Source organism: Flavobacterium sp. UBA7663 (assembly GCF_002483315.1).
GTDB lineage: Bacteria > Bacteroidota > Bacteroidia > Flavobacteriales > Flavobacteriaceae > Flavobacterium.
Genome location: NZ_DLHR01000020.1, coordinates 18,965 through 38,901, shown reverse-complemented (window position 1 = coordinate 38,901; position 19,937 = coordinate 18,965). Strand labels below are relative to the sequence as shown.

Sequence of the window (19,937 nt, the reverse complement as noted above, 5' to 3'; positions counted from 1 at the left end):
TATATTGAAAAACAATAGATTACATTATTTTTCAGCGCTTTTTATAACATTAATTTTAGGGATATTATCTCGAAAAATCACTGACATTCCTTTATTTATAGGAGATGTTTTGTATGCAGTCTTGATTTATTTTGGAATGCGATTCCTTTTTATTCATTTAAAAACACACAAAACATTCTTACTAAGCTTGCTTTTTTGTTTTAGTATCGAAATTTTACAATTGGTTCAAATTGATTGGTTAATTGCCATTCGAAAAACTACTTTAGGTCATTATATATTGGGTCAAGGTTTTATTTGGTTGGATTTACTTTGCTATGTAATTGGAACTTTGGTGGCTTTCTTGATCGATTGGAAATGCATTAAAACTCAAAACTTAAACTCGTTGTAACAAAAAAATTATTTGATTTATTATCAAAGAAAATTGTTTCTTTTGAATCGAAATAACGGGCTTCGGTTCTTAATTTTACTTTTGAATTGGGTAAATAATCAAAATTTATGGAAGCTCCTGAGGTTTTAAACGCATCTGAAGTAGCAACAATTACATTATCTTCATCTTGATAATATTCTACTCTAACCGCAGTTTGCCATTTGGAATTAATCGAATATTGTGTAATCAAAACGGGACTCATCCAATATAAATGTTTATCATTTAAAGAAGAACTATCTTGAATGCCAAAATCAAATCCTAAAATGGTACGCCATTTTGAATTCCAAGTGTTATCCCAATACAAATTACTAAAATAACGCATTCCTAATTCGGTACCATAAAATTCTTTTCCAATAAAAGTACTCCAATTTAATGTAGTTTTTTCTGAAGGTTTATACACAATTTGAGTTCCAAAAGCTGGTGCAACGGTTTTGTCAGGTTTGTTGATGCGTTGCCAACCATTAGTTACCAATCCCGAAAAACTCCATTTTTCATTTGGTTTATAATTGTATTTGATTCCTGTCATGAAGTAAGGCGAATTTTCAGCTAAAATAGAACGCGTTAATGTCAAATTAGTAGCCGTTGTTGCCGATTCAAATCCGATGTAACTTGGCATGATTCCAACTTCTATGGATGATTTTTTATTGTCATTCAAGTACATTCCTACATAAGCTTCGCTCACTAATTTTATATCTTCCGAAGCGTAATTATCATCTACATACGTTCCTGCATGAACCGCAATTGATACATAAGCATTTCCGTATTGTAATTGCGCACGAATCAAACCATTGTTCACATTAAACTCATTATGTCTATTGTAATTATACATAAATGGCAGTTTAGCATCTGTAGTTGGATTACTAAAATCGTATGCATAATACGTTTCTAAAAAACCAGAAACTTTTATTTTTAAAGAATCTTTTTCTTGAGCGTTTCCTAAAAAGGATAAAAGCACTATACTATACAGCCAAATCTGTTTCATTGTCAATTTTTTTATGTTGTTTTTTAGCTAAAATGGCTAATCCAAAAGTAATAACGCCTACCCTTCCAATAAACATGATGCTAATTAAAATTATTTTTCCCCAAACCGATAAACTTCCGGTAATTCCCATACTCAAACCAACTGTTCCAATAGCTGAAGTAGCTTCAAATAGTAACTTTTCTAACGATTGATTTTCAGTAAAACTTAACAAAAATACACTAAAAAATAAAATTGCTGTATAAAAAATAAAGGTCGAAACTGCCATTTCTAGTCGGTCAGCTGGAATTTTTTTACCTAAATAAGTCACTTTTGCTTGATTTCTTACTTTGCTCTTTACAATAGCAATTACAGCTGTTAAAGTTGTAATTTTCATACCACCACCGGTACTTGAAGGCGCTGCTCCAACATACATTAAGAAAATAATGGTTAATAAAACTCCTAAATTCAAATTACTTAGTGGAATAGAATTGTAACCCGCTGTTGATATTGCGTTAACTGTTTGAAAAGCGGCAATTTCTAATCGTTCAAAAACGGGATAATGTTGTATGGTACTCTCTCCAAAAAAAGTAATTGCAGTTGCAATAAACAAAACGCCAAAGAACGATAAAGTAATCATTTTTGTAGTAAACGAAATGGAATTCGATTTTTTTGAAAAATAATACCAAATATCAGTTACCACAATAAACCCTAATCCTCCAGAAATTGTTAAAAAGAGTACAATTCCATTTAAAAAAGTATTGGTTGCATAAGCTTCAAAACTAGTATTGTATAAACTAAATCCAGCGGTACAAAAAGAAGAAACACTATGGAAAACACTAGTCCAAATTGTAAAAAAAGTATCTGAATGAATAGGTCTAAAAGCAAAATAAAACAAAATAGCTCCAATAATTTCGATGGTAAACGTGAATACAATAACTGATTTTAAGAAATCCTGAATTTTGAATTCTTTTGGCATAGTAAATTCGTTATGCAAGATTTTTTTATGCCAATGGGTAATCTGTTTTGTGGTAGAAAGTAAAATATAAGTCGTTAAGGTCATGTAGCCAATTCCACCAATTTGAATCAATGTTAGAATTATGAATTGTCCAAAAAAGGTATAATTATCAAACGTACTCACCGTTGCTAATCCTGTAGTAGAAAGTGCTGATGTGGATGTAAAAAGTGTATCAATGAAATCTGTTGGAATTTTCTGAGAAAATGGTACGGATAGAAAAATCCACCCCAAGACCATGTACATGAAAAATCCAAAAAATAAACTTTGTTGGGGATTTAATCGCAAATGAAATTTTAAGTATTCGCGTCTTACGGTTTGAAATAAAGTTTTAGGCATTATTATTTTTCAATTTTAAATTTATAATAGTTTTTAATAAAGTGCGAAGCATGAACTAATCCAAGCTTTTCGGCTACTAAACTCAAATCGTTGAGCTGATTTTCTAAGGCGTCTTCTCGTTGTGGGCATTGATTAATTTTGATAAATTCTCGAAGCCAATAATCAGAATTTGAGTTAGATTGTGGAGGTCGAATTGCGTTATTTAAAGACAAACTATCGCTGTTGCTTGGCACATTAGCTGTGTTGCTGTCTGAATTTTCCATATGTAATGATTTTTATGTCAGAATAAATCGATAACCAATTCCGCTTTCGGTGAGAATCATTTCCGGATGATTGGCATCTTTCTCAATTTTTTTTCTTAATTGTGCTACAAACACTCGTAGATATTGGGTTTGATCGCTATAGCTTTTTCCCCAAATTTCCTTTAATAAGTATTGATGTGTTAATACTTTTCCTTCGTTTTTTGCCAAAATGGCTAACAAATTAAACTCTGTTTGAGTTAATTTGACTTCTTCTTTATTCACTTTTACGATTCGGGTTATCAAATCAATCGAAAAATTAGATGAACTAATAACTGGTTCCGAAGCTTCTTTGATGTGATTTCTCATGTGAGAACGAACTCTTGCTAATAATTCTTGTGTTCTAAATGGTTTAATTAAATAATCATTAGCTCCATTATCTAACGCTTTTACAATTTCCGATTCTTCACTTTTTACCGATAAAATCATGATGGGATTCAAATACCATTCGCGCAATTGTTGCAATACTTTTTGTCCGTCAACATCGGGTAAACCCAAGTCAAGCATAATCAAATCGGGTTGAAAAGTGGCTGCAAAACGAATCCCTTCTAATCCATTTTCGGCCAATTTTACATCAAAATCATTTGTACTTAAAGTAATTTCTAAAAGTTTTCTGATTTGCGATTCGTCATCAATGACTAAAATTTGGCGCTTATTCATTTTCTATCGGATTAAATTTTGAAACTTCGGTTTTAATTTTGATTACAAATTTTGCTCCACCTTCTACTCTATTTTCTAAAGTTACAGTTCCGTTTTGCGCTTCAACGAAACCTTTTACAATAGATAATCCCAAACCTGAACCACCTGGTCTCGAATTTTTAAGTCGGTAAAATTTATCAAAAACAAAGGCAATTTCATCTTCTGGAAAACCTTTTCCTTCATCTAAAATTATAATTTGCAATGTGTTTTCTGAATATGATAAATTGATTGCTATAGTGCTTTTTTCAGGCGTATAAATTATGGCATTGTTCAATAAATTGTAAATAACATGCTCTGTTAAGCCGTAATCCAATTTAAAAAGCGGTAGATTTTCAGGAACATTGACAACTATTTTTTGTGTGTACGATTTAATTTTCAGAGCTCTAATTACTTCATAAACAATTTCATTCACATCAACCCAATCCATTTTTGCCACAATAACACCCGATTCTAATCGCGACATATTCAATAAATTTTCAACTTGATTATTTAGTCGTAGCGAAGCAATTGAAATTTCTTCTAGTAGTTTTTCTTTCTGATTTTCGGTCATAATTGCATTGCTTTGAAGCGCATCGGTTGAACCAATAATGGCAGAAATAGGCGTTTTTAATTCGTGAGATAAACTATCTAAAAGGGTGTTGTAGAGTTTTATTGATTTTAATTTTGACTCTTTTTCATTCGCAATTCGTTCAATTTGTCTGATTTTAAAGGTTAAAACAGCATTAATTAAAGCAATTACAAAATACATAAAGAACATAAATTTATCTTCTGTATTTCCGATATGAAACGTAAAATACGGTTTGATAAAAAAGAAATTCCAAATTAAAGCACTCAAAACTGCCGCTATTAATGTAGGAACAATTCTGTAAAACATAGCTACGAAAGAAACAGTAACCAAAAGAATAAAGGCAATAACTTTGTAGCCAATAATATCTTTAAAAGCAAAGCAAACAAGGGAAATCAGCACTACTAATATTATGCTGAAAATATATTGATTGTTAGGATTTGATGTTCTACTAAACACGCTTTAAAACTTTACCATTGAATTACTTGGCAAAGATAAGTTGGGTTTTATAAATAGCGTATAAAAGAAATGCTAATAAGTATAAAGATTTTATAAAGATTTTTTTCTTCTGGTATCAATTAGATGGATAATTTGCCATTTTCCGTTGTCGTTATACAAGGTAAATGCGTTTGCGCCAATGTGACTTAGTTTATCATTTACATAAAACTCATATGGTGTCCAAACATGGGCTAAATTACCATCAATTTCTACTTTATAATCGATAAGTTTTTCAAATATTTTTAGATTGGCTGGAATAGTTGCAATAGAATTTAAAAAATCATCAAAATTTTCATCTTTTAGTTTATTACCTTCTTTAGTATTAGCAACAGTTCGCAATACAATTTCTGGATGACATAATTCCCTTAATGCAACAGTATCTTTTGCATGAAATGCAATAAAAAAATCTTCTACAATTGCCTTTGGCGACTTTTCTTGCGCAAAAATTAAATTTGATGCTAAAACAGTTGCTATAATAAGTAGTTTTTTCATTGCAAAATTATTTGGTTAATGCATTAGTAGCACCTGAACTAAATAAGTTACAATTCCGGCAATGTAACCTGCTACAGCTAGTGGAGTAATTTTTTTCAAATACCACATAAAAGTAATTTTTTCCTTTTCCATAACAGCAATACCTGCCGCCGAACCAATAACTAACATACTTCCTCCCGTTCCAGCGCATAAAGCTATAAATTCCCATAAAGAATGATCCATTGGATAATCCGCTAATGAGAACATTCCTTGTGTAGCAGCTACTAAACTTCCGTTATCTACAATTGATGATAAAACACCTATGGTAATAATCATGGAATCTGTATTTGGCAAGTTTGTGATTAAAATGTTAGCCATTTCTTTCAAAACTCCCACTTCTTGCAAGGCAAAAACCATTAACAAAATTCCCATGAAATAAAGTATTGAACTAATGTCTACTTTGGTTAACGCATATGCCACTGAGAATTTATCTTTTTCCTCTTGTGTCTTTTTCCTATGGTACATGATAGAGACTAATGAAACCATAGATAATGAGATTAGAACACCTATAAAAGGTGGTAATCCCGTTAAGGTCTTAATAACAGGAACCATTACTAAACCTATTACACCTGCAATAAAAACACTCATACTTCCTCTCATTTTTTCTTCCTGACGCACTTGGGCCATTGAAACTTGAGCACGCAAAACCGCAAAACCTTTCATTCTAAAACTAGCGATAATTACAGGAACTAATAAAACCATAATAGAAGGTAAAATCAAGGCTTTTACAATTCCAAAAGAACTTACTTGACCACCTATCCATAATAAAGTTGTGGTAACGTCCCCAATCGGACTAAAAGCACCTCCCGCATTAGCTGCAATAACTACAATTCCAGTTAATATCATTCTAATTTCACCTTTTGGCATTAACTTTCTTAAAAGCGTCACCATAATAATGGCTGTAGCTAAATTGTCTAATAAAGCAGAAAGAATAAAAGTTATAAAAGCAACTATCCAAAGTAGTTTTAAGACAGAAGTAGTTCTAATTCTACTTGTAATTACGGTAAATCCTTTGTGAATATCAATCAATTCAACAATGGTCATAGCACCCATTAAAAAAATAAGTAAGCCAGAAATTTCACCAAAATATTCCATTAACTTTTCAGTTACCAAATGTTGATCATCGTGACTATATAAAGCAATAACCACCCAACAAATAGTTCCAGTAAGTAAAGCAGTAATTGTCTTATTTATTCGGATAGGAGACTCTAAAATAACTGATAAATAACCGAGAATAGCAACAAAAAGTAATATTGGTATCATTTTTCTATTTTTTAAAACGGCACTAAATTACTGCAATAATTTAACATAAATTTAATATTTGATAAATATTTTTCAAGTGCCGTAAAAAGAATATAACATTTATTACCTTTGTGTTTCAAATACTATAAAAACATGTCAGTAGCGAAGAAAGATTACAAAAGAATCACAACAAAAACACTAATTGAAATGAAAGAAAATGGAGAAAAAATCTCTATGTTAACTTCTTATGATTTTACAATGGCAAAAATTGTAGATTCTGCTGGTGTTGATGTCATTTTAGTTGGTGATTCAGCAAGTAATGTTATGGCGGGACATGAGACTACACTTCCTATTACACTTGACCAAATGATATATCACGCATCAAGTGTTGTACGCGCATGCGAAAGAGCTTTGGTTGTAGTTGATTTACCTTTCGGGAGCTATCAATCCGACTCTAAAGAAGCTTTGCGTTCATCTATCAGAATTATGAAAGAAAGTGGCGGACATGCAGTAAAATTAGAAGGTGGAAGCGAAATTAAAGATTCTATAAAAAAAATATTAAACGCTGGAATTCCTGTTATGGGGCATTTGGGTTTAACACCACAATCTATTTATAAATTTGGAACATATACGGTTAGAGCAAAAGAAGATGCTGAAGCCGAAAAGTTGTTGGAAGATGCAAAAATGCTTGAGAAATTAGGTTGTTTTGCCTTAGTTTTAGAAAAAATTCCTGCTGCGTTGGCAGAAAAAGTGGCAAAAAGTATCTCAATTCCTGTAATTGGAATTGGTGCTGGTGGTGGCGTTGACGGACAAGTTTTGGTAATTCACGACATGTTAGGAATGAATAACGAGTTTAGCCCTAGATTCTTACGTCGTTATTTAGATTTATACGATCAAATGACAAAAGCAATCGGACAATATGTTACCGATGTAAAATCGAAAGATTTCCCAAATGCAAACGAACAATATTAATTGTGTCTACTAAAGAAATTTCTACAAAAAATAATCTTCAAATCCTCCACGAAGACAATCACATAATTGTCATTAATAAACGTGTTGGCGATATTGTTCAAGGTGATAAAACCGGAGATAAACCACTTTCGGATGTGGTTAAAGAATACATCAAAGAAAAATACAACAAACCTGGAGATGTTTTTTTAGGAGTTGTTCATCGTTTAGACAGGCCTACCACTGGAATTGTTGTTTTTGCAAAAACTTCAAAAGCACTTACTCGTTTAAATGAAACTTTTAAAAATAGAGAAACACAAAAAACGTACTGGGCAGTAGTGAAAAATTGTCCTCCCAAAGAAAAAGATACTTTAGTTCATTTTTTAAAAAGAAATACGAAAAACAATACATCAAAAGCACATTTAAAAGAAGTTCCCGAAAGCAAAAAAGCAAGTTTAAGTTATCAAATCATCAAGAAATTAGATAATTATTTTGTATTGAAAATTGATTTACACACGGGAAGACATCATCAAATTAGAGCACAATTACAAGCCATCGGTTGTCCAATAAAAGGCGATTTAAAATATGGTTTTGATAGAAGCAATACAGATGGTGGTATTCATTTACATGCTAGAAAATTAACACTAACGCACCCTGTTTCAAAAGAAATTATTACTTTTAATGCAACAACACCAAAAGATAGTATTTGGAATTCACTCTAATTATTTAAAATCTATGAAAAATTTAATTCTTTCTCTTGCTTTAATTACGGCTTTTTCCTCCTATTCCCAAGAACATTTTAGTGGAATTTCTACCTCTAAAAGAGGTGGTTTGTTGAATGCTAATAACAATCCCGCTGAATTAGTTAATATGAATACTAAATTTGAAGCGAATATTTTCAATTTTTCTTTGGGAATGGCAAATAACAAACTAACCTTTAGCGATTTAGTTAGCGGAGATAACTTAGAAGATAAAATTTTTGAAGGCGATGAAGCAGTTAATTTAAGGCTAGATGCACAAATTCTTGGTCCTTCTTTTGCCTTTAAATATCAAAAATGGGGTTTCGGAATTACTTCAATAGCTAACATAAAAGCTAATGCGATCAATGTAGATTCAAAATTAGGAGATGCTATTCAGAATGGCGAATTAAGTAATATTTTTTCTCAAACAATGATTTCTTCAAACGATAATCAAAGATTAAATGCAACTACTTGGGGAGAACTTGGATTTACAATTGCAAGAAACTTAATCGATTTACCTAAACATAAATTGAATGTTGGTGCTAATTTACGTTTACTATTTCCAGGTGCTTATGCTAACTTTTCAGCAGACAATCTAAATGGTACTATCGTAAATAATTTTGGAGATATTTCTTTAGTTGATGCTTCTGCTAACATAAACATTGCTTATGCTGGTGTTTTAGCGGATGATTATAACGACCAAGGCAACTATAACGAATTTTTCTCTCAAGGAATTAACGGATTTGCAACAGATATTGCAGTTAATTATCGTTGGAAAGATGAAAATGATACAAATAGTTACCGATTAAATGCAGGTCTTTCAATTAAAAATATGGGTTCAATGACTTTCAAATCGGATAATAACTTAAGCAAAAACTACATTTTAAATGTGGATAATTTTGAAAGTTTAGATTTAAATCAATTTGAAAATGCCGAAAGTTTATCTGAAATTGAAGCAATCTTAAATGACCCAGCAAACGCGGCTTATTTTCAATCAACATCAAGCACAGCAGATTACACAGTAAAATTACCAACAGTAATTAACGCTTATGCCGATGTTCGATTAACCAAAAAATGGTTTGTAACAGGAAGCATCAATCAAAAAGTAAGTGACGACAGTGAAAGCGACGTTATCACTACTCAAAATTCCTATACTTTAATTCCAAGATTTACCACAAAATGGTTTGAAGCTTATGCCCCTCTTGCAGCAAATGAAATTTCAGGATTTACTAGCGGTATTGGATTTAGATTATCTGGATTTTTTATAGGATCAAACAGTGTATTTACAGCTTTAGCCGATAGCGGAAAACAAGCCGATTTATATTTAGGAGTTCGTTTCGGATTTTAATAATTTTAAAAAATATTTCATATGAAATGGAGAGGTAGACGTCAAAGTGACAACGTAGAAGACAGAAGAGGAATGTCGGGCGGTGGAAAAGTAATTGCTGGTGGTGGAGCTATCGCAATTGTTTTTTTTCTTGTAAAAATGTTTTTCCCTGAAGCAGCACCATTTGTTGATACCATTCAACAAAGTCAAGGCGCTCAACAAACAGAACAAGTTGAACAAAGAGAACTTACTCCTGAAGAAAAGGAAATGGGAGAATTCGTTTCAACCGTTTTTGCCGATACAGAAGATATTTGGACCAAAATATTCGAAGAAAATAACCTTGGAACTTACGAACAACCTAAAATGGTATTGTTTACTGGTTCAGTAGAAACAGCTTGTGGTGGAGCAAGTTCAGCTTCAGGTCCGTTTTATTGCCCTGGTGATAAAAAAGTATACATGGATTTAGCCTTTTTTGAAGAACTTCGTACCCGTTTTGGTGCAAAAGGTGGCGATTTTGCTATAGCTTATGTAATTGCTCACGAAGTGGGTCACCACGTACAAACTATTTTAGGAACATCGGGAAAAGTTAGAAAATTACAACAAACTAAAAGCGAAGCCGAAGCTAATAAACTTTCAGTATGCTTAGAACTTCAAGCCGATTTTTATGGTGGATTATGGGCACATTACAACCAAAAATATTTAGAAGAAGGTGACATTGAAGAAGCGCTAAGTGCCGCACATGCTGTAGGCGATGATGCCATTCAAAGTAAAATGCAAGGGCATGTTGTTCCTGATTCATTTACTCACGGTTCATCTGAACAACGTATGAAATGGTTTATGAAAGGCTTTAAATCGGGCGATATTCGATTAGGCGATACTTTTGCAGAAGAACTATAACTATTTTGAAAATTGAAGCCCCAGAATCTGATTATTTGTACATTCAAGATTCACAAATAACAAATGCTGGAAAAGGTTTATATACAGCAATTGACATTTATCCTAATGAAATTATTTCCATTTTTAAAGGAGAAATTTTAACCGATAATGAGGCTCAAAAAAGAGTTTCAGAAGGTAATGACCGCTATTTTATTAACATGTTAGACGGTTCCATATTGGATTCTATGAATGTAGATTGTTTTGCTAAATATGCTAATGATGCCGAAGCTTTCTCCAAATTAGAATTTAAAAATAATTCCAAAATTACATTAGACGATGATGATAAAGTTTGCATCGTAGCTACAAAGAAAATCAAATCCCAACAAGAGATTTTTTGTAGCTATGGTGTAAAATATTGGAAAAAACATAAATAATCTAAATCTATTCCCTTTTAAACTATTTTTTTTGTAATTTTGTTTAACTTTTTTAATTAAATTTTAAACAAAATGAATGTTTCGTGCAAAAAAGACTTCACTGATATTGAAATTGATAGAATTATTGAAATGGCTTGGGAAGACAGAACACCATTTGATGCAATAAAATTTCAGTTTTCTTTAAATGAGGCTGATGTAAAAGCGTTAATGAAAAAAGAACTCAAATTCAGTAGCTATAAACTATGGAGAAAAAGAGTTGAAAATTGCAAAACGAAACATTTAGCCAAACGAGTTGAAGGCATTGATAGATTCAAGTGCAAACTTCAAAGAGCCATAACTAACAATAAAATTTCTAAAAGATAAAAATGAAAAGCAAAATTCCTGATAATGTAGTTTTTTCTGAAGAAAATGGATACAATGCAAATGTACTCGCTTATCCTACAAGTGTAGGTGCGCCAGCAATAAAAATGGATAACGTTGTTGATTGGAAAAATATTGGTATTCGAAATGTTAATAGAGAATTCGAAAGCAAGTTTAATGAACTTAAAACCGAATATGAAAAATTAATGCAAGAATATGAATGGAATGAAATTTTATACAATGCTAAATATTCATTTGAACCTATAATAGGCGAAACATATCATTTGTACTTAGCAAAAGACGGTTCAAATTTTCTTTCTTTAATTCACCCAGATTTCTGGAATAAAGAACACATTGGTTCCTTTAAACTGAATAGCAACAAAAAATGGATTCATATCGATTCCAAACAAGATATCTTTTAAATTATTGAATTCTTCTAATTACTTCTAGAAGAATTCAATAATTACTTTTTTAACTAGCCTAACCACCCTTCCCTATCCAAACTGCGATACTGAATTGCTTCTGCAATATGATGCGATTGAATAGACTCCGAATTCTCTAAATCAGCAATAGTTCTTGAAACTTTTAAAATTCTATCATACGCTCTTGCAGACAAATTCAATCGTTCCATAGCTGTTTTTAGCAATTGTAAGGAAACTTCATCCAAAACACAAAATTCGCGTATTAGTTTACTACTCATTTGCGCATTGTAATGAATGTATTCATAGTTTTCAAATCGCTGTGATTGAATTTCTCTTGCTTTGGTCACTCTTTCTCTAATTGCAACACTGCTTTCTGCTTTTCGGGTTTCAGTTAGTTTTTCAAACGGAACCGGTGTGACTTCAATATGAATATCAATTCTATCCAATAAAGGTCCCGAAATCTTACTTAAATACCGTTGCATTTCCATTGGAGATGAACTTACAGGCGCATTCGGATCATTAAAATAACCTCCTGGACTTGGATTCATGCTTGCCACCAACATAAACGAAGATGGATATGTTATTGTAAATTTCGCTCTTGAAATAGTCACTTCCCTATCTTCTAATGGCTGACGCATGACTTCTAAAACTTCTCGCTTAAATTCAGGCAATTCGTCTAAAAACAAAACACCGTTGTGTGCCAATGAAATCTCGCCCGGTTGTGGATAACTTCCACCTCCAACTAAAGAAACCGAACTCGCAGTATGATGCGGACTTCTAAAAGGACGTTGTGCCATCAAACCTACATCTTTGGTCTTTCCAGCTACTGAATGAATTTTGGTGGTTTCTAAAGCTTCACGCATCGTCATTGGAGGTAAAATACTAGGCAAACGTTTGGCTAACATTGTTTTTCCTGAACCTGGAGGACCAATTAAAATGATATTATGTCCGCCAGCTGCAGCAATTTCCATACAACGTTTAATTCCTTCTTGACCTTTGACATCGGAAAAATCATGTTCTGGAAAATCTAACGTTTTATTGAATTCTTCTTTGGTATCTATTGTAGTGGGAATCAAATCTGATTTTCCTTCAAAGAAATTAATGACTTGTAATACATTTTCAACACCGTAAACATCAAGTCCGTCAACAATTGCAGCTTCTTTTACATTTTGAAAGGGTAAAATCAATCCTTTAAAACCTTCTTCTTTGGCTTTAATCGCAATTGATAAAGCTCCTTTTATGGGTTGTAATCCACCATCGAGCGATAATTCACCCATAATGACATAATTGTGGATATCTTCTGATTTAATTTGGGAAGAAGCGGCTAAAATACCAACAGCCAAAGTAAGGTCATAGGCAGAACCTTCTTTACGTAAATCGGCCGGAGCCATGTTGATGGTGATTTTTTTTCCGGGAAGTTGGTACCCGTTGTTTTTTAGTGCAGCAGCTATACGATAACTGCTCTCTTTTATAGCGGAATCAGGCAAACCAACTAAGTGATATCCTATTCCTTTATCGATGTTTACTTCTACCGTAATGGTAGTCGCTTCAACGCCAAAAACGGCGCTTCCGAATACTTTTACTAACATGGCTTATACTATTTAAATGGCTTATATAGTTGCAAATATAAAAAAGTTTTTGAAATAAAAAATCCCGATTGCTCGGGATTTGATTTATTTTTTGAATTTTGAAATACCTTCTTTTAACCAAGTTTTATATTCTTCAACATCTGGCGTATAACCAACTGGCTTCGAAATATCCTTACCTTCAGCATCTAAAACTACGTAATAAGGTTGGGCATTAATGTTGTATCTTTCTATTTGATACTCTCTCCATTTTTTTCCAATGGTAGTAACTTCACTTCTTGATTTAGAAACATATTGCTCTTCTTTTGGTAATTCGCGTTGATCATCACCGTATAACGAAATCAGTACAATCTCATTTTTTAAGATTTTTAAAATTTCAGCATCAGACCACACATTTTCTTCCATTTTTCTACAATTGGCACATGCATGTCCTGTGAAATCTAATAAAACAGGTTTATTTACTTTTTTCGCATAAGCTAAACCTTCTTCATAATCATGAAATGCCGTTATTCCTAATGGACCAATATGAGCGTTTTCTGGTAAAGCAGATTCAGAAGAAACTCCAGAACTAACTGTATTTTGATAACCAACTCCATATGGACTTTCGCTATAAGTCATTGGTGGTGTAAATCCGCTCAATATTTTTAGTGGTGCTCCCCATAATCCAGGAATTAAATAAATGGTAAATGTTGTAACAAATAAAGCAACAAATAATCTTCCCACTGAAATATGTGTCATTGGACTATCGTGAGGCAAGATTAATTTCCCGAAAAGATATAATGCCCAAGCTCCAAAAACAGCAATCCAAATTGCTAAAAACACTTCTCTTTCTAATAAATGTGTTTGTAAAACTAAATCGGCATTAGATAAAAATTTGAAAGCAAAAGCTAATTCTAAAAATCCTAATGACACTTTAACCGTATTTAACCATCCACCTGATTTAGGCAATGAATTCATCCAACCTGGAAACATAGCAAACAACATAAAAGGCAACGCAATGGCAGATGAAAAACCTAACATTCCAACTATTGGCCCTATTCCACCTTGTCTTGCTGATTCACCTAATAAGGAACCTACAATTGGTCCAGTACATGAAAACGAAACAACCGCTAAGGCTAATGCCATAAAGAAGATTCCGATGATTCCACCTCTATCAGCTTGTCTGTCGATTTTATTTAAAAATGAATTAGGTAAAACAATTTCAAATGCTCCTAAAAATGAAGCCGCAAAAACGATTAGAATTACAAAAAATATCAAGTTAAACCATACATTAGTCGATAACGCATTTAAAGAATCTATTCCAAAAAGTGCCGTAATTAGCATACCTAAACCAACGTAAATAATGATGATAGAAATTCCATAAATAAAAGCATTACGAATTCCAGCTGCTTTGGTTTTACTTTGTTTTGTAAAGAAACTTACTGTCATTGGTATCATTGGGAATACACAAGGCGTAAGTAAAGCTGCAAATCCACCTAAAAAGGCTAAAATGAAAATTCCCCATAAGCTTTTCTTTTCCTCTTCTTGAGTGGCATTTTCTGATTGATCAGCTACAGGTTCTTTCTTTACTTCTGTTGTTGCTTCTTTATCAATGTTTTCATTCTGAGAAGTCGAATCAATTGCATTTACATCTGAAACAGGTAAAACTTCTACATCAGTTGTTTTTATTTCAGGCAATTTAAAAGTAAATGTAGCATCTTGCTGAATACATTGTTCTTTACAAACTTGGTATTCCACATATACTTTAACTTCTTTAAGTTTTGTATTTGTAACTTTGATTACTTGCTTAAACTGAGCCGTTTTAGCAAAATAATATTCGTCAACTTCAAAAATATCATTGTATACTTTTTTATATGGACTCTCTTTGGTTTTTCCAACTAAATCGAAGTTTCCTTTTGCATTTTTATAATCAAAAACAGTTGGAAGTGGTCCGTTTTCTGGTGTAAATTGCGAATACATGTGCCATTCATTTTCAATAGTAGCATCCATAACCAATTCAAATTCTGTTTCTGATTTTTGAACTACTTTGGTTTTCCATTTTACTGGATTTATAACTTGACCTTGTGCAAAAAAGGTAAATAATAATAAAATGTAGGTAAGTTTTTTCATTATATAACTTCTATTTTTATAATTTGTTGAGTTGTTTCTGTTGCTCTAAACCGATTATCTGCTCTTTTTCCAATTACCCAAATAATTTGGTCTTCCGAACATAATAACCATTGGTTTTCTTTATCAAAAAGTGAATATTTTTCGTCTTTGAAATACTTACTCAATTTCTTTTTTCCGTTCATTCCTGATGGATAAAAATAATCACCTTCTTGCCATTTTCGAATCGTTAATGGAAATTTGATCTTATTTTCATCTACAAATATACAATTGGAAACTGTTTCAAAAATGTTAACTACTTTGTTAAACGTAAGTTTTAAGGGAATATTAACTTTACTTTCTATTGATTCGATGATAAAAACTGCCGAATTATTTGATGATTTTCTCTCGGAAAGGATTAATTTTTCTCGGTCTTTCAACAAAACATGAGTTTCAGAAAATACTTGCTTTCCTGATTGTGCTTCGACCAAATCATAAATATCATTCCAAGCTGAAAATCCATACTCTTTCAACCATTGGTACAAATACGCTTTGTAATTTTTGAATTGAAGCAATGAATTCAAATGAATTTCTACTTGATTTTCATTTACTTCAACAACTTTCTCATAAACTAATTTAGAAGCGTCATCTACCAAAGATTCCGCTTGTTGTAAATGGTTTATTGTATTTTGATACGAATCTAAAAATCCTGTATTCAATTCTTTTAAAGTGGGTACAATATTGTGACGTAATTTATTTCTAAAATATTTATCGGAAGCATTACTCGAATCTTCTCGCCATCGAATTTTATTTTGTTGTGCATAGTTTTCAATTTCTTCTCTTGAAAACGGTAATAATGGTCTAACAATTTTCTTATTTTGAGCTGGAATTCCCGTTAAACCTTCTAAACCAGTTCCTCTGATAAAATTGATTAAAAACGTTTCTACATTGTCATCTAAATGATGCGCAGTTAACACATAATCAAATCCAAGTGAAATAATTTCTTGAAACCAATCATAACGCAACTTTCGAGCGGCTAATTGAATGGAAAGTTTGTTTTCTTTAGAAAATTTGAGTGTATCAAACGATTCAATAAAATAAGGAATAAATCTGTCTTGACAAGTTTCCCTAACCAACATTTCATCTGCATCGCTCTCTTTTCCACGAAGTTGAAAATTACAATGTACTACGCAAATATCAAACCTCAACTTATAAAACAAATCCAACAAAACCATACTATCAACGCCTCCACTAACTGCTAAGAGCAATTTCTTGTCTTTCAGTTGGAAGAAATTTTGTTCGATATGATGTTGGAATTTTGCGAGCATTCTCAAAAGTAATTAGTAAAAAGGGAAAAGGGATTAGTTTTGTGATAATTTATTTATTAGTGAATTTAGCATTTTTTCGATTTCAATAGACAAATCATTAATTTCTTTACAATCTTCTCTTGAAATAAAACCTAAATTTATTGCAATTTCAATTTGCGTTTGACATTCAAACAAAGAACCTCTTGAAATCTGCAAAAATCTTGAATAATCTTTTTTGTAATTTCTACCATAACCTTCTGCTATATTAGAAGGAATAGAAACTGAACTTCTTTTAATTTGTGAAATCAATCCAAACTTTTCACTTTCAGGAATTTTTGATGTTAGAGAATAAACTAATGTAACCAAACTCATCGATTTTTGCCAAACTATTAAATCTCTATAACTTTTCATATTTATTGTTTTTTACTTTTGCCTAATCCCTTATTGCTTTTGCCTAGCTTAAAACCTCAAACATCGCTTTTGCCTTTAGCAAACATTCTTCATACTCATTTTCAGGAATTGCTTGAGAAGTTACAGCGCTTCCAACAGAAAAAGATAAATATTGATTTTTCGAATTATACAAAATACTTCGAATAACCACATTAAAATCGAAATCTCCATTTGGAGTAAAATAACCCACTGCTCCACTGTATAATCCGCGCTTTGTTTCTTCCAATTCTTCAATGATTTGCATAGCTGAAATCTTTGGTGCGCCAGTCATGCTTCCCATAGGAAAAGTGGTTCTCAGAATTTCAATTGGTGAAGTTGTATTTTCTACTTCTGAAACAATTGTTGAAATCATCTGGTGGACTTGCTTAAACGTATAAATCTGACACAATTTTTCTACTTGAACACTTCCTTTTGTAGCAGTGTGCGATAAATCGTTTCGAACTAAATCGACAATCATGATGTTTTCAGAACGTTCTTTTTCGTTTTGAGCTAAATCAGATTTTAATTGTTCGTCTTGTTCTAAATCGAAACTTCTTCTGGCTGTTCCTTTTATAGGTTGGGAAATGACTTTTAAACCTTCTTTTCGTAAATAACGTTCAGGTGAAGCTGAAAGCAAGTATTGAAAATTATTCTTAAAGTACACCGCAAATGGTGGTTCAGAAATCACATTCAGTTTTTGATAGATTTCCAGAGGTTCGATTTGAGCATTTTCGGCATAGAATTCCATGCAAAAATTCGCTTCGTAAATGTCGCCACGATGAATGTGTTCGAGCATTTTTGAAACTTTAGAAAGGTAATTTTCTTTTGTGATACGCTGTTGAATTTCAACATCAGAGGACTGAATACTGAACACTGAACACTGTGTTATTTCTTCGAAATCAGTTTCTATTTCGTCATCGCACATTCGTAAATATTGAATTTCAACTTGATTTTCCTTTATTAAAAACAACTTTTTAGGTTGGAAGAAAAACAAATCGGGAAATTCTAATCCGTCAAAGTTATTGGAATGTAAAGCTTCGGTATCATTTTTTAAATCGTAAGACAAATAACCAAACAACCAATCTTTCGTTTGACTTTGGTACTGATACAAATCTTGAAACGCATTTTCGTAATCGGTTTTAATCGAAGTAAAAGCATCAATCGCCAAAACCGAATCGTAACTCGAATACTTTTGATGATAGGAATTCGAATCTAAAAAAACAACTTCTCTGTGTTGGTTGGCCCAATGCAAAAGTTGGTTTTTAAAGTTGGAAAAGGACGAAATATCTTTTGTAATTACTGTTCTCAAATTGTAAAATTTACTTCGTAAAAGTACAACAAAAAAATAGTTGTTGGAAAATGGTTCAAATGTTAAAATTTGGCACGATTTTTATTCTTGCCTCTACAACTAACCAATTAAAAATTCATTTGTATTGATTCTAAAACTACACGTATTAAAAACAATTAATCAATAACTTTAAAAATGAATTTTTATGAACAAAAACACCAAAATCGTATTGACTTTGCTAGCGCTTGGTTTAGTAGTAGCTTGTAAAGAAAGTGTAGCTGAAGAATCAGCAGATTATTCAGAAAATGTAGCAACCGATAGCACAAGTATTGTTTCCTCTTCGGCAGCTGTTGTTGACAAAAACAGCAATCGAAAATTTGTCCGAACGGCGGATGTGAAATTTAAAGTCAAGAATGTCGCCAAATCGACTTATGCCATTGAAGATGCAACAACGAAATTTGGTGGATTTGTAACGTACACAAACCTACAAAGTAATATTCATAACGAAGACCGAACCAAAGTGAGTCAGGATAGCACTTTAGTGACTACAAAATATAAAGTAGATAATAACATCACGATTCGTGTTCCGAATACCAAAATGGATACCGTGATTAAAACCATAGCGAAACAAATTCATTTTTTAGATTATCGAATTATTAAAACAGATGATGTTTCGTTACAAATGTTATCTAATGAATTGGCACAAAAACGAAGTAATTCATCTGAAAAGCGTTTGGAAAATGCAATTGATTCTAAAGGAAAGAAACTGAATCAAATTGTAAAAGCTGAGGAAACCTTAGATGCAAAAAAAGAACAAAATGATGCTTCAAAATTGCAGAATTTATCATTACAAGACCAAGTGAACTTTAGTACTTTAACGCTAAACATTTACCAAGACGAAAGCATCAAACAAGAAATGGTGGCTAATGAAAAAAGTATCAACGCTTACCGACCAAATATTGGGTTACAAATTTGGGATAGTATAAAAACGGGTTGGTTTATTTTGGAACATATTATTTCGTTTGTTGTTGTGCTTTGGCCGTTTATGTTAATTGGATTTTTAGGATTCTTAGGCTATAAGAAGTTTTTGAAAAAATAAGAAATAAGCCATCGGGAAACCGGTGGTTTTTTATTTAATTAATTTACTATATTTGAAATAACTAACCAAAAAACTATTTAAATTATGAAAATTGCAACTATTATTGTTCGAGTACTTTTAGGAGCTATGATGCTTTTTGCTTCTATTTCTTATTTTTTTAAACTTGGTCCAGAACAACCAGAACCAACAGGTGATTTAGCTACGCTAATGACAGGTTTCATGGCTTCAAAATACATTTTCCCGGTAGCGAAAGCTATTGAGTTATTAGCTGGATTAATGTTAGTAAGCGGTAAGTTTGTTCGCCTTGGAACCATCGTTTTATTACCAATAAGCATCAATATTTTTCTAATTCACGTGGTTGTTACAGGTACAGATATTCCAATGGCAGCAGGAATCTTATTTGCCAATGTGTTTTTAATTTATGCTAATTGGGATGGTTTTAAAGAAATTGTAAAACCATAAT

22 protein-coding genes are annotated in these 19,937 nt (G+C 32.1%); 10 read left to right on the top strand and 12 right to left on the bottom strand.

Translation table 11 applies throughout. From position 1 onward, the window contains the following. Positions 1-4: 4 nt before the first annotated feature. Positions 5-388 (top strand): DUF2809 domain-containing protein, encoded by a 384-nt coding sequence (locus B2741_RS09305; RefSeq protein WP_291138013.1) that lies wholly within the window; start codon positions 5-7, stop codon positions 386-388. Here the strand turns inward: B2741_RS09305 and B2741_RS09300 are convergent. The 7 genes from B2741_RS09300 to nhaD all read right to left on the bottom strand — a co-directional run bounded on the left by B2741_RS09300 (position 360) and on the right by nhaD (position 6,594). Continuing rightward, complete coding sequence (locus tag B2741_RS09300; protein WP_291138010.1) at positions 360-1,409, bottom strand: porin; 1,050 nt, start codon at positions 1,407-1,409, stop codon at positions 360-362. The genes B2741_RS09305 and B2741_RS09300 overlap by 29 nt on opposite strands. Further along, complete coding sequence (locus B2741_RS09295) at positions 1,387-2,739, bottom strand: TrkH family potassium uptake protein (RefSeq protein WP_291138007.1); 1,353 nt, start codon at positions 2,737-2,739, stop codon at positions 1,387-1,389. Before B2741_RS09295 ends, B2741_RS09300 begins: the two co-directional genes overlap by 23 nt. Positions 2,740-2,741: 2 nt before the next feature. Next, positions 2,742-3,002, bottom strand: coding sequence for a hypothetical protein (locus B2741_RS09290; RefSeq protein WP_291138004.1), 261 nt, complete (start codon positions 3,000-3,002; stop codon positions 2,742-2,744). A gap of 12 nt (positions 3,003-3,014) precedes the next feature. Beyond that, on the bottom strand, positions 3,015-3,698 hold the full coding sequence (locus tag B2741_RS09285; RefSeq protein ID WP_291138001.1) for a response regulator: 684 nt from the start codon (positions 3,696-3,698) through the stop codon (positions 3,015-3,017). After that, a complete protein-coding gene (locus B2741_RS09280) occupies positions 3,691-4,761 on the bottom strand; it encodes a sensor histidine kinase (RefSeq protein ID WP_291137998.1) in 1,071 nt (356 codons plus the stop codon). The genes B2741_RS09285 and B2741_RS09280 overlap by 8 nt, the downstream gene beginning before the upstream one ends. A gap of 90 nt (positions 4,762-4,851) precedes the next feature. Further along, positions 4,852-5,292: a nuclear transport factor 2 family protein gene (locus B2741_RS09275; protein ID WP_291137995.1), complete on the bottom strand. Its 441-nt coding sequence runs from the start codon at positions 5,290-5,292 to the stop codon at positions 4,852-4,854. 15 nt (positions 5,293-5,307) lie between these two features. After that, a complete protein-coding gene (gene nhaD, locus B2741_RS09270) occupies positions 5,308-6,594 on the bottom strand; it encodes a sodium:proton antiporter NhaD (RefSeq protein WP_291137992.1) in 1,287 nt (428 codons plus the stop codon). 132 nt (positions 6,595-6,726) lie between these two features. Here nhaD and panB point away from each other — a divergent pair, with 132 nt between their 5' ends. The 7 genes from panB to B2741_RS09235 all read left to right on the top strand — a co-directional run bounded on the left by panB (position 6,727) and on the right by B2741_RS09235 (position 11,680). After that, positions 6,727-7,545, top strand: a complete 819-nt coding sequence (gene panB, locus B2741_RS09265; RefSeq protein ID WP_290820179.1) for a 3-methyl-2-oxobutanoate hydroxymethyltransferase — start codon at positions 6,727-6,729, stop codon at positions 7,543-7,545. Positions 7,546-7,547: 2 nt separating this feature from the next. Next, positions 7,548-8,243, top strand: coding sequence for an RluA family pseudouridine synthase (locus tag B2741_RS09260; protein ID WP_291137988.1), 696 nt, complete (start codon positions 7,548-7,550; stop codon positions 8,241-8,243). Positions 8,244-8,256: 13 nt separating this feature from the next. Then, positions 8,257-9,609: a hypothetical protein gene (locus tag B2741_RS09255; protein WP_291137985.1), complete on the top strand. Its 1,353-nt coding sequence runs from the start codon at positions 8,257-8,259 to the stop codon at positions 9,607-9,609. A 21-nt stretch (positions 9,610-9,630) separates the two neighbouring features. Continuing rightward, positions 9,631-10,485, top strand: a complete 855-nt coding sequence (ypfJ, locus tag B2741_RS09250; protein ID WP_291137983.1) for a KPN_02809 family neutral zinc metallopeptidase — start codon at positions 9,631-9,633, stop codon at positions 10,483-10,485. A gap of 5 nt (positions 10,486-10,490) precedes the next feature. Further along, the gene (locus tag B2741_RS09245) at positions 10,491-10,898 is read left to right on the top strand and encodes an SET domain-containing protein-lysine N-methyltransferase (protein WP_291137981.1); all 408 of its coding nucleotides are present in this window, start codon (positions 10,491-10,493) and stop codon (positions 10,896-10,898) included. Between the two features lie 72 nt (positions 10,899-10,970). Beyond that, a complete protein-coding gene (locus B2741_RS09240) occupies positions 10,971-11,261 on the top strand; it encodes a TIGR03643 family protein (RefSeq protein WP_133606464.1) in 291 nt (96 codons plus the stop codon). 2 nt (positions 11,262-11,263) lie between these two features. After that, complete coding sequence (locus tag B2741_RS09235; RefSeq protein WP_291137978.1) at positions 11,264-11,680, top strand: DUF2452 domain-containing protein; 417 nt, start codon at positions 11,264-11,266, stop codon at positions 11,678-11,680. 53 nt (positions 11,681-11,733) lie between these two features. Here B2741_RS09235 and B2741_RS09230 read toward each other — a convergent pair whose 3' ends face one another. The 5 genes from B2741_RS09230 to B2741_RS09210 form a co-directional block, all read right to left on the bottom strand. Then, a complete protein-coding gene (locus tag B2741_RS09230) occupies positions 11,734-13,269 on the bottom strand; it encodes a YifB family Mg chelatase-like AAA ATPase (RefSeq protein WP_291137976.1) in 1,536 nt (511 codons plus the stop codon). 84 nt (positions 13,270-13,353) lie between these two features. Continuing rightward, positions 13,354-15,375 (bottom strand): protein-disulfide reductase DsbD family protein, encoded by a 2,022-nt coding sequence (locus B2741_RS09225; protein ID WP_291137974.1) that lies wholly within the window; start codon positions 15,373-15,375, stop codon positions 13,354-13,356. Further along, the gene (gene tilS / locus B2741_RS09220) at positions 15,375-16,679 is read right to left on the bottom strand and encodes a tRNA lysidine(34) synthetase TilS (RefSeq protein ID WP_291137972.1); all 1,305 of its coding nucleotides are present in this window, start codon (positions 16,677-16,679) and stop codon (positions 15,375-15,377) included. The genes B2741_RS09225 and tilS overlap by 1 nt, the downstream gene beginning before the upstream one ends. A 33-nt stretch (positions 16,680-16,712) precedes the next feature. Continuing rightward, a complete protein-coding gene (locus tag B2741_RS09215) occupies positions 16,713-17,069 on the bottom strand; it encodes a four helix bundle protein (RefSeq protein WP_291137970.1) in 357 nt (118 codons plus the stop codon). A 43-nt stretch (positions 17,070-17,112) separates the two neighbouring features. Beyond that, on the bottom strand, positions 17,113-18,396 hold the full coding sequence (locus tag B2741_RS09210; RefSeq protein ID WP_291137968.1) for an anthranilate synthase component I family protein: 1,284 nt from the start codon (positions 18,394-18,396) through the stop codon (positions 17,113-17,115). 184 nt (positions 18,397-18,580) lie between these two features. Between B2741_RS09210 and B2741_RS09205 the strand changes: the two genes are divergently transcribed. Then, positions 18,581-19,474: a DUF4349 domain-containing protein gene (locus B2741_RS09205; RefSeq protein ID WP_291137965.1), complete on the top strand. Its 894-nt coding sequence runs from the start codon at positions 18,581-18,583 to the stop codon at positions 19,472-19,474. A gap of 84 nt (positions 19,475-19,558) precedes the next feature. Continuing rightward, positions 19,559-19,936, top strand: a complete 378-nt coding sequence (locus B2741_RS09200; RefSeq protein ID WP_291137961.1) for a DoxX family membrane protein — start codon at positions 19,559-19,561, stop codon at positions 19,934-19,936. Position 19,937 lies beyond the last annotated feature (1 nt).

What these genes read in the sequence shown, in the direction of transcription:
- B2741_RS09300 (WP_291138010.1), bottom strand. Translation starts at nt 1,409, where the DNA reads ATGAAACAGATTTGGCTGTATAGTATAGTGCTTTTATCCTTTTTAGGA.
- B2741_RS09295 (WP_291138007.1), bottom strand. Translation starts at nt 2,739, where the DNA reads ATGCCTAAAACTTTATTTCAAACCGTAAGACGCGAATACTTAAAATTT.
- B2741_RS09290 (WP_291138004.1), bottom strand. Translation starts at nt 3,002, where the DNA reads ATGGAAAATTCAGACAGCAACACAGCTAATGTGCCAAGCAACAGCGAT.
- B2741_RS09285 (WP_291138001.1), bottom strand. Translation starts at nt 3,698, where the DNA reads ATGAATAAGCGCCAAATTTTAGTCATTGATGACGAATCGCAAATCAGA.
- B2741_RS09275 (WP_291137995.1), bottom strand. Translation starts at nt 5,292, where the DNA reads ATGAAAAAACTACTTATTATAGCAACTGTTTTAGCATCAAATTTAATT.
- nhaD (WP_291137992.1), bottom strand. Translation starts at nt 6,594, where the DNA reads ATGATACCAATATTACTTTTTGTTGCTATTCTCGGTTATTTATCAGTT.
- panB (WP_290820179.1), top strand. Translation starts at nt 6,727, where the DNA reads ATGTCAGTAGCGAAGAAAGATTACAAAAGAATCACAACAAAAACACTA.
- B2741_RS09255 (WP_291137985.1), top strand. Translation starts at nt 8,257, where the DNA reads ATGAAAAATTTAATTCTTTCTCTTGCTTTAATTACGGCTTTTTCCTCC.
- ypfJ (WP_291137983.1), top strand. Translation starts at nt 9,631, where the DNA reads ATGAAATGGAGAGGTAGACGTCAAAGTGACAACGTAGAAGACAGAAGA.
- B2741_RS09240 (WP_133606464.1), top strand. Translation starts at nt 10,971, where the DNA reads ATGAATGTTTCGTGCAAAAAAGACTTCACTGATATTGAAATTGATAGA.
- B2741_RS09235 (WP_291137978.1), top strand. Translation starts at nt 11,264, where the DNA reads ATGAAAAGCAAAATTCCTGATAATGTAGTTTTTTCTGAAGAAAATGGA.
- B2741_RS09230 (WP_291137976.1), bottom strand. Translation starts at nt 13,269, where the DNA reads ATGTTAGTAAAAGTATTCGGAAGCGCCGTTTTTGGCGTTGAAGCGACT.
- B2741_RS09225 (WP_291137974.1), bottom strand. Translation starts at nt 15,375, where the DNA reads ATGAAAAAACTTACCTACATTTTATTATTATTTACCTTTTTTGCACAA.
- tilS (WP_291137972.1), bottom strand. Translation starts at nt 16,679, where the DNA reads ATGCTCGCAAAATTCCAACATCATATCGAACAAAATTTCTTCCAACTG.
- B2741_RS09215 (WP_291137970.1), bottom strand. Translation starts at nt 17,069, where the DNA reads ATGAAAAGTTATAGAGATTTAATAGTTTGGCAAAAATCGATGAGTTTG.
- B2741_RS09205 (WP_291137965.1), top strand. Translation starts at nt 18,581, where the DNA reads ATGAACAAAAACACCAAAATCGTATTGACTTTGCTAGCGCTTGGTTTA.
- B2741_RS09200 (WP_291137961.1), top strand. Translation starts at nt 19,559, where the DNA reads ATGAAAATTGCAACTATTATTGTTCGAGTACTTTTAGGAGCTATGATG.